This is a genomic window from Plesiomonas sp., from assembly GCF_051650925.1.
GTDB lineage: Bacteria > Pseudomonadota > Gammaproteobacteria > Enterobacterales > CAMTGL01 > Plesiomonas.
Window position 1 is genome coordinate 1 of the sequence record NZ_JBOFRH010000238.1, and the last position, 7,668, is coordinate 7,668.

The following is a 7,668-nucleotide window of genomic DNA, read 5'->3' on the forward strand; positions in this document are numbered from 1 at the left end:
TATGACAATGGTGCAGTAAAGAGCAGCTTGAGTGGATTTGTTGAAGCGTACAACAGTATCATTGATATTACTGATGAACTGACCAAATACAATAGAGAGACCAGTACTGCAGCACCACTAACGGGTGATAGTCTTGTTCGTAATCTGATGGTGCAGATGCGTGAAATCATGACTAGCCCCTCAGATGCTGAAGGCAGTGTGAAGTATCTGGCGGATATCGGCATCAGTACCGAGCGTGATGGTAAGCTCAAAATTGATGATGAGAAGCTCGATAAGGCGCTCGAAGAGAATTTTACTAAAGTCGGTGCATTTTTCTCTGATAAAAATGACGGTATTGCCAGTAAACTCGATAATTTGATGAAAGACTTTGTCGGCGCAACCGGTTCACTCACCGAGAAAGATAAAGCATTAAATGAACAGGTGCGCAAATTAGGCAAAGAAAAAGAGGCTTTTGATAAACGGATGAGTGATTTTGAAATCAGAATGACTAATCAGTTTAATGCTATTGATGCGGCAGTGACACAAATGCAGCAGCAGATGAATACCGTATTGAGTGTTTTATAAACAAATAGAGTGTAAAAAGTAGGTCGGTAATATGTTGACACAAATTATGCATATTGATGAACAATTACGCACACTATTTTCGGAGCAGGCAGATCCTGAGCCGGAAGATATTCATGCGCTATTATCTAAACGGCAACAAATGCTTGAGGAGATGTTACCTAATCTATCGGTAGAACATAAAAAGCAATTACTTTCATTAACAGAGTCGTTGCTTTTTTGTACGCAAAAGGCTCGGGCATATTATGCGTTAACTTTATTTCAACATAAAAGAACCCAAAAAGGGGTAAAGGCATATCAAGCAATCAGCGTACAATAAATGCATCAGGTAATAATTTAACATTTTAATATATACCACGTTAAGTTAAATTAATGTGGTAAAGATGATACATAATAAGAGGGTCATGCTATGCGCGGAACATTACAAGCGTACAAAAAGGTCTCAGTAGACAGTCAGTTACAGTCAGCGTCACCACATAAAGTTATTTTAATGTTGCTTAATGGTGCAATAGAGCGTTTGGTACAAGCGAAGGCAGCCATGCAAATGGGCAATATTGCGGTAAAAGGTGAGCGATTAGGAAAGGCAATGGACATTATCGCCAATTTACAGGCTTGTTTATCAGAAGACGAAGGCGGTGATATAGCAAAAAACTTAGCAAAATTATATGAATATATGCAAAATCAGTTGTTGAGTGCGAATATTCATAATGATGCTAAAACCCTTGATGAAGTAATGGCATTATTAACTGAAATTAAAATTGCATGGGAAAGCATCCCCGCTGAATTGCACTATGTATAATCATTGAACTGTGCATGGCCGTTGAATTGTGTATAATAATAGAGCGATAGTTGATTATTGAGCAGTGATGTTATTAAATTATGCATAACTATTGTATTATCTATGAAATATAATGTATAATGAACGATTAGCTGCTGTTAAATATATTGGTTTTGCAACTATTAATTAGATTTTAAGTGAGATTTATCTCGCAAATGCAATATTAGTCTTTTTTAGACTCAAACTATGTAAATTTTACTAAGCCTATTTTTAAATGAATGCATTACGAAAATAGGGACAAAACAGTTAATACATGTTATTGCATAAGGGTATATTGATATAGTTATCAATTATTAAAGTATGAACGTTAATGGTGTATAGAAACTCATATCATGCCTGGATTGCAGAAATTCTTATTGATTGAAGACGATTTTGATCGTCGCACAATGTTGACAGCTATTTTTGACTTTATTGGTCAAGATAGTGTCACTGTATCATCGTGCGAAGTAAATCCGTCTCTCGCAGAGTCGCATGTCTGGGCTGGCTGTCTGCTAGGCCATATTTCTGATACTCATCGACGTGAAGAAGTGGTCGATTTTCTGCGCGTTCATCACCATATTCCGGTCATTGTATTTTTTTCCTCTAGCCCAGCATCACACGAACTAGATACGTACACCGGCAGTAATCATATAGGTGATATATGTGCGCCACTCAATTACGCACAACTATCAGAAGCATTACGCCACTGCTATGAGTTTACTGGACGGCATTTAGCGTCTTACCCGCAAATTACCCGTAAAAATAGCTTGTTCCGCAGCCTTGTCGGGCGCAGCCATGCAGTGCAGCATGTGCGCCGATTAATTGAACAGGTTTCTCCAACGGAAGCGAATGTACTGATCCTCGGTGAATCGGGTACCGGAAAAGAAGTGGTTGCCCGTAATATTCACTATCATTCGGTACGCAGTAGCGGCCCGTTTGTGCCGGTTAACTGCGGTGCTATTCCGGCCGAATTGCTTGAAAGTGAGCTGTTTGGGCATGAGAAAGGGGCGTTTACCGGTGCAATATCCACCCGTAAAGGCCGCTTTGAACTGGCCGAAGGCGGCACACTGTTTTTAGATGAGATCGGCGATATGCCGATGCCAATGCAGGTGAAATTACTGCGGGTGCTGCAAGAGCGCAGTTTTGAACGGGTTGGCAGCAATAAAACGTTGCGAGCCGATGTCCGGGTGATAGCGGCAACTCATCGGAATCTTGAAGAGATGATCGCCAAAGGTGAGTTCCGTGAGGATCTTTACTACCGGCTGAACGTGTTTCCGATTGATGTGCCAGCGCTGCGTGAACGGGCAGAAGATATTCCTCTGTTGTTACAAGAGTTACTGTCGCGCTTGACGGCGGAAGGGGCAAAAAGTGTACATTTTACCCCACGGGCTTTACATTCACTGTGCGCTTATCCGTGGCAGGGAAATGTACGTGAACTGGCAAACTTAACTGAGCGGTTGGTGATTTTGTATCCTGACGCGCTGATTGATGTTAGTCATCTTCCAGCTAAATACCGCAGTGTTGATGTACCCGATTTCCAGCCAAATACTGACTGTTACGTACACGAAAAAAATTATTTGGGTGCAGGCCGTTCTCCACGAGAGAAGAGTTCTCCGCAGGATAATGTGGTAAATAAGGGTTTGTCTGTACCTACAGCGCAAGAGCGTGATGAGCAGGATATGCTTGAACGTGCGGTACTTAATGAAATATTCAGTGAAGCTGTGAGTATTGCTCCTGATGATGTGGCTGTTGCACCTGCATCTATCGAAACAGAAAGTTATCAAGCATCACTACCTCCTGAGGGAATGAACCTCAAAGAGATGCTCTCTGAACTAGAGATAGATTTGATTCGTCAGGCACTTGAAGCTCAGTATTGGGTAGTTGCCCGAGCGGCTGATATGCTGGGTATGCGCCGTACTACGTTGGTTGAAAAAATGCGTAAATATGGTTTGAATAAAGAGAGCTCTGTCGCCTAATTTTACCGTAGTTTTTAATTCTATCGTGACCTCTAAGGTTATTCCATAGACCACCTCATTTAGGTGGTCTTGTTGTTTTATGCGCGCGTTTTTGTGACTCCGGTTTTATTATGCTTTTCTTCCTACCCGAAATTAATCTGGTATCTAATTTGCATAACTGAGCCTGTTACACCAAATGTAGTGGTTTTTGTGGCGTTTTAATGTGGGGTAAGAGCATGGAGTTATCGGCGATACAGCAAGAGATGCGAAGCATGACACTTGATGCAGCAGGTTCTGCGGGTAAAGTGACAGTAAGCAATACAGCACAAAGCAGTGCGGTAGATTTCTCGGCGCTGTTAGGAAATGCGATTGACCATGTTAACGGGCTGCAAAAAAGTGCCAATACACAAGCCACGCGTTTTGATGCCGGAGACCGAACGGTCGGGTTATCAGATGTGATGATTGCGGGACAAAAATCCTCGGTGGCGTTTGAAGCGACCGTGCAGGTACGTAATAAGCTGGTTGAAGCTTATAAAGAAATCATGAGCATGCCAGTTTAACGGCTATTGGTTGAAATATGGCAGAGTCAAACACACCATTGGCAGCAGCACCGGGAGCAACCCTGATTACTACTGACAGCACAGGGCAAAATCCTGATTTGGGCGAACGATCATCACGTTTTGAATTTTTATCACAGGTTGACTGGTTGCGGCAGCTAATTTTAGTCGTGGCGGTTGCGATTTGTATCGCATTGATAATATTTGCTTTTTTTTGGGCAAAAGAACCTGAGTTACGCCCGTTAGGTACATATAATAACGAAGAGCTGGTACAGACGCTCGACTTCCTTGATCAGAATAAAGTCCCTTATACGCTAGAGGGCAACACCGTTAAAATCAGTCAAGATACCTATCAGAAAACCAAATTGATGCTAACGCGTGCGGGGTTGAATCAAACCCAAGATCAGGGTGACGATATTCTGCTCAAGGACATGGGGTTTGGGGTTTCACAGCGTTTAGAGCGTGAGCGCCTGAAGCTAAGCCGTGAACGCCAGTTGGCTTCCGCGATAGAGAAGATCCGCAATATTCAAAAAGCACAGGTCATGCTGGCTTTACCGCGTGAAAGTGTCTTCATCCGTGAGGAAGCCAAAGCCAGCGCCAGTGTGATGGTGACCTTACGTGCTGGCCGAAGCCTAACGCAGGAAGAGGTTGATTCCATTGTTGATATGGTCGCTTCAGCCGTACCGGGGCTGAGTAATACCCGTGTGACGGTGACCGATCAAAACGGCCGTTTGCTTAACTCCGGCAGCCAAGACCCAAGTATGGTCGCGCAGCGCCGAGAATTTGACTTACAACGCCAACAAGAAAAAACCGTACGTGAAAAGATTGACTCAATTCTGATCCCCGTACTGGGCATGGGGGCGTATACCGCCGAGGTTGGCGTACTACTTGATTTTACCCAAACCGAACAAACCCAAAAGCAGTTTGATCAAGCTAACCCGACCATGCGCAGTGAGTTTAATCGCGAAAATGTCAATCGTGGGCGGGGTGTCGCGGGTGTTCCCGGTGCATTGAGTAATCAACCTCCGGCTGATTCTGCAATTCCGGAAAATGTGAAAAGTCTGCAAAACGGGGATAAAACTACTGAAGGAAACTTCAGCAAAGAGTCTACCCGTAATTATGAGGTCGACACCACAATTAAGCACACCCGTCAGGCCAGCGGGCAGGTAAAAAACATGAGTGTCTCGGTGGCGATTGACTACAAGCCGGGTACCGCACCTGATTCAGGCAACCCTGTACGGGTCGCGCGTAATGATGCTGAAATTGAGAATTTACGTCGTCTGCTGATTGGCGGATTGGGGATAAATCTTACTCGTGGTGATGTGCTAGAGGTCGTCTCCGTTCCATTTGCTTCTACTGATGCACTGGCACAAGTTACCGAACCTCCGTTCTGGGAAAGTGAAAACTTCCGTCAGAGTGTACGCTATCTTTCGGCCGCGCTAGTGATGATTGTGCTGTTACTGGTGTTGGTGCGCCCAGCGATGCAACGACTGCTAAATCCGAAACTGGATAAGCAACTGCAGGATGAAGCTGAAAGTGATTTGCTGCAGGAAGATGAACTCAAACTGCTCAGCAGTGATCTGGATGATAGCACCTTATCTATCGGCAGCATGCTGGAATTGCCAAACCTGCACCGTGATGAGGATCTGGTCAAAGCGGTGCGTGCGCTGGCAGCTAATGAGCCAGAATTGGCCACCCAAGTGATTAAATACTGGTTAGAGAATAATGACGGATAAAGCGGCGTTACCCGCATACAGCATGTCGGGATTAGAGATGTCTTCCATTTTGCTCCTCAGCCTGAATGAAGAGGATGCCGGTAGCATTTTAAGCAAACTCGAACCTAAACAGGTGCAAAAACTGGGGCGGCAAATGGCCGTGACACTTGATCCCGGTCACGAGCAGGTTGCACAAGTGCATCGCCGTTTTATTGATGACATTCAGAAATTCACCAGCATTGGTGTGGGCAGCCATGACTTTGTGCGTAACGCACTGGTGGCCGCACTCGGTGAAGATAAGGCCAGTAATTTGGTCGATCAAATCATCATGTCGAGCGGCTCAAAGGGCCTCGATACTCTGAAGTGGATGGATGCGCGTCAGGTTGCCAGCATTATTCAACACGAGCACCCGCAGATTCAGACTATTGTGTTGGCCTATTTAGAACCGGATCAATCGGCAAATATTATGTCGCAGTTCCCTGAGCGCGTTCGGCTTGATCTGATGATGCGTATCGCCAATTTGACTGAAGTTCAACCGGCAGCACTTCAAGAGCTTAATGACATCATGGAGAAACAGTTCGCCGGTCAAGCCGGTGCCCAATCAGCCAAGATTGGCGGCCCGAAGGCGGCAGCCGAGATCATGAACTACTTCGATACCGCTATCGAATCGCCGCTGATGGATTCACTACGCGATCAGGACGAAGAGCTGGCACAGCAAATTCACGATCTGATGTTTGTGTTCGACAATTTAATGGATGTCGAAGACCGTGGTATTCAACTGTTGCTGCGTGAGATTGCCGGTGATGTGCTGCAACGTGCACTGAAAGGTGCCGATGAACATATCCGTGAGAAAGTATTCCGTAATATGTCTAAGCGTGCAGTCGATATGCTACGTGAAGATCTTGATGCCATGGGGCCAGTGCGGATTGCCGATGTTGAAGTGGCACAAAAAGAAGTTCTGGCGATTGTTCGCCGGATGGCCGATGCCGGCGAGATTGCAATCAATAGTCCTGGCAATGGTGACCAGTTTATCTAACGTGAGGTACGCCAATGGATAAGCCCCCGATTGCTCGTTATTTGCGTGCTGATCCGCGAACTGCCGATCGGTTTTCCGCATGGCCGCTGCCCGATTACAGTGAAGAAACGGTAGATGAACAGACGCTGAATGCGCTCGGTTACAACCGAACTGTACGCTGGGAAACGCCTGTTAGCGAAGAGGAAGAGATCTGCGTACCCGGCCTTACTGCCGAAGCGTTGGCTGAGATCCAAAAGGCCGCCCACGAAGAGGGGTTGGCCGCCGGCAAATTGGCCGGTGAAGCGCTAGGTTATCAGGCTGGTTTTGAAAAAGGCCAGCAAGAGGGCCTTGAAAAAGGTCAGCAACTTGGCTACCAGCAAGGTATCGATGATGGGCAGAAACACATCGGCGAACAGGTAAATGCGCTGATTCAGGCCATTGCCGCACTGCACCAACCGCTACGCGATATTGAACAGCAACTTGAGCTGCAATTGGTTGACATGCTGGTGACGCTGACCGAAGAGGTGACTCACTGTGAAGTTATCCAGAATCCGGCCGTGTTGTTAGATACGGTGCGTCAGGCGATTGAAGCATTACCCATTGCTGCGGAACAGCCGTTACTTATGCTGCATCCGGCTGATTTACAGTGGGTAGAGTCATTATATGGCGCACAAGAGATTAGTGAACGCGGCTGGCGTTTACGGGCAAAATCGACTTTACAGCGTGGTGATATTCAAGTTAGTGAGCATGTTTCGAAGGTCGAGTTTCGTATGCGCGATCGTCTTGCTGCGGTGATCAGTCAATTCCGCCATACCAATCATGCCCATGTTGAACCGGTTGCGAATGCGGTAAAAAATCGGCTTGCAACCATGCCTGCTGTATCGCCAGAACAGACTTCTCCTGATGCTGATCTTGATACAAATACCCAAAAGGGTGGGAATAATAAAATGAGATCTGAGTCAGCAGATTCAGAGGCTGAACCTCGTACAGTTGATGAGCCGTTGTATGCATGAAAACGGCTAACTCCGCTTCAGAATTGAACCTAACT

General features: G+C 45.9%; 8 protein-coding genes. All 8 read left to right on the forward strand.

Going from position 1 to position 7,668, the window contains the following annotated elements; genetic code table 11:
- Nucleotides 1–564 (forward strand): flagellar filament capping protein FliD (gene fliD, locus ACRC27_RS05580; RefSeq protein ID WP_438639387.1); only part of this gene is annotated, 564 nt, incomplete at its 5' end.
- A 31-nt stretch (nt 565–595) separates the two neighbouring features.
- Nucleotides 596–880: a hypothetical protein gene (locus ACRC27_RS05585; RefSeq protein WP_438639388.1), complete on the forward strand. Its 285-nt coding sequence runs from the start codon at nt 596–598 to the stop codon at nt 878–880.
- A 90-nt stretch (nt 881–970) separates the two neighbouring features.
- Nucleotides 971–1,360, forward strand: coding sequence for a flagellar export chaperone FliS (fliS, locus tag ACRC27_RS05590; RefSeq protein WP_438639389.1), 390 nt, complete (start codon nt 971–973; stop codon nt 1,358–1,360).
- A 371-nt stretch (nt 1,361–1,731) separates the two neighbouring features.
- The gene (locus tag ACRC27_RS05595) at nt 1,732–3,354 is read left to right on the forward strand and encodes a sigma-54 dependent transcriptional regulator (protein ID WP_438639390.1); all 1,623 of its coding nucleotides are present in this window, start codon (nt 1,732–1,734) and stop codon (nt 3,352–3,354) included.
- A gap of 200 nt (nt 3,355–3,554) precedes the next feature.
- A complete protein-coding gene (fliE, locus tag ACRC27_RS05600; protein WP_438639391.1) occupies nt 3,555–3,893 on the forward strand; it encodes a flagellar hook-basal body complex protein FliE in 339 nt (112 codons plus the stop codon).
- Between the two features lie 17 nt (nt 3,894–3,910).
- On the forward strand, nt 3,911–5,626 hold the full coding sequence (gene fliF / locus ACRC27_RS05605) for a flagellar basal-body MS-ring/collar protein FliF (protein WP_438639392.1): 1,716 nt from the start codon (nt 3,911–3,913) through the stop codon (nt 5,624–5,626).
- Nucleotides 5,616–6,641, forward strand: coding sequence for a flagellar motor switch protein FliG (gene fliG, locus ACRC27_RS05610; RefSeq protein WP_438639393.1), 1,026 nt, complete (start codon nt 5,616–5,618; stop codon nt 6,639–6,641). The genes fliF and fliG overlap by 11 nt, the downstream gene beginning before the upstream one ends.
- A gap of 14 nt (nt 6,642–6,655) precedes the next feature.
- Nucleotides 6,656–7,633, forward strand: a complete 978-nt coding sequence (locus ACRC27_RS05615; protein ID WP_438639394.1) for a flagellar assembly protein FliH — start codon at nt 6,656–6,658, stop codon at nt 7,631–7,633.
- The last annotated feature ends 35 nt before the right edge of the window (nt 7,634–7,668 follow it).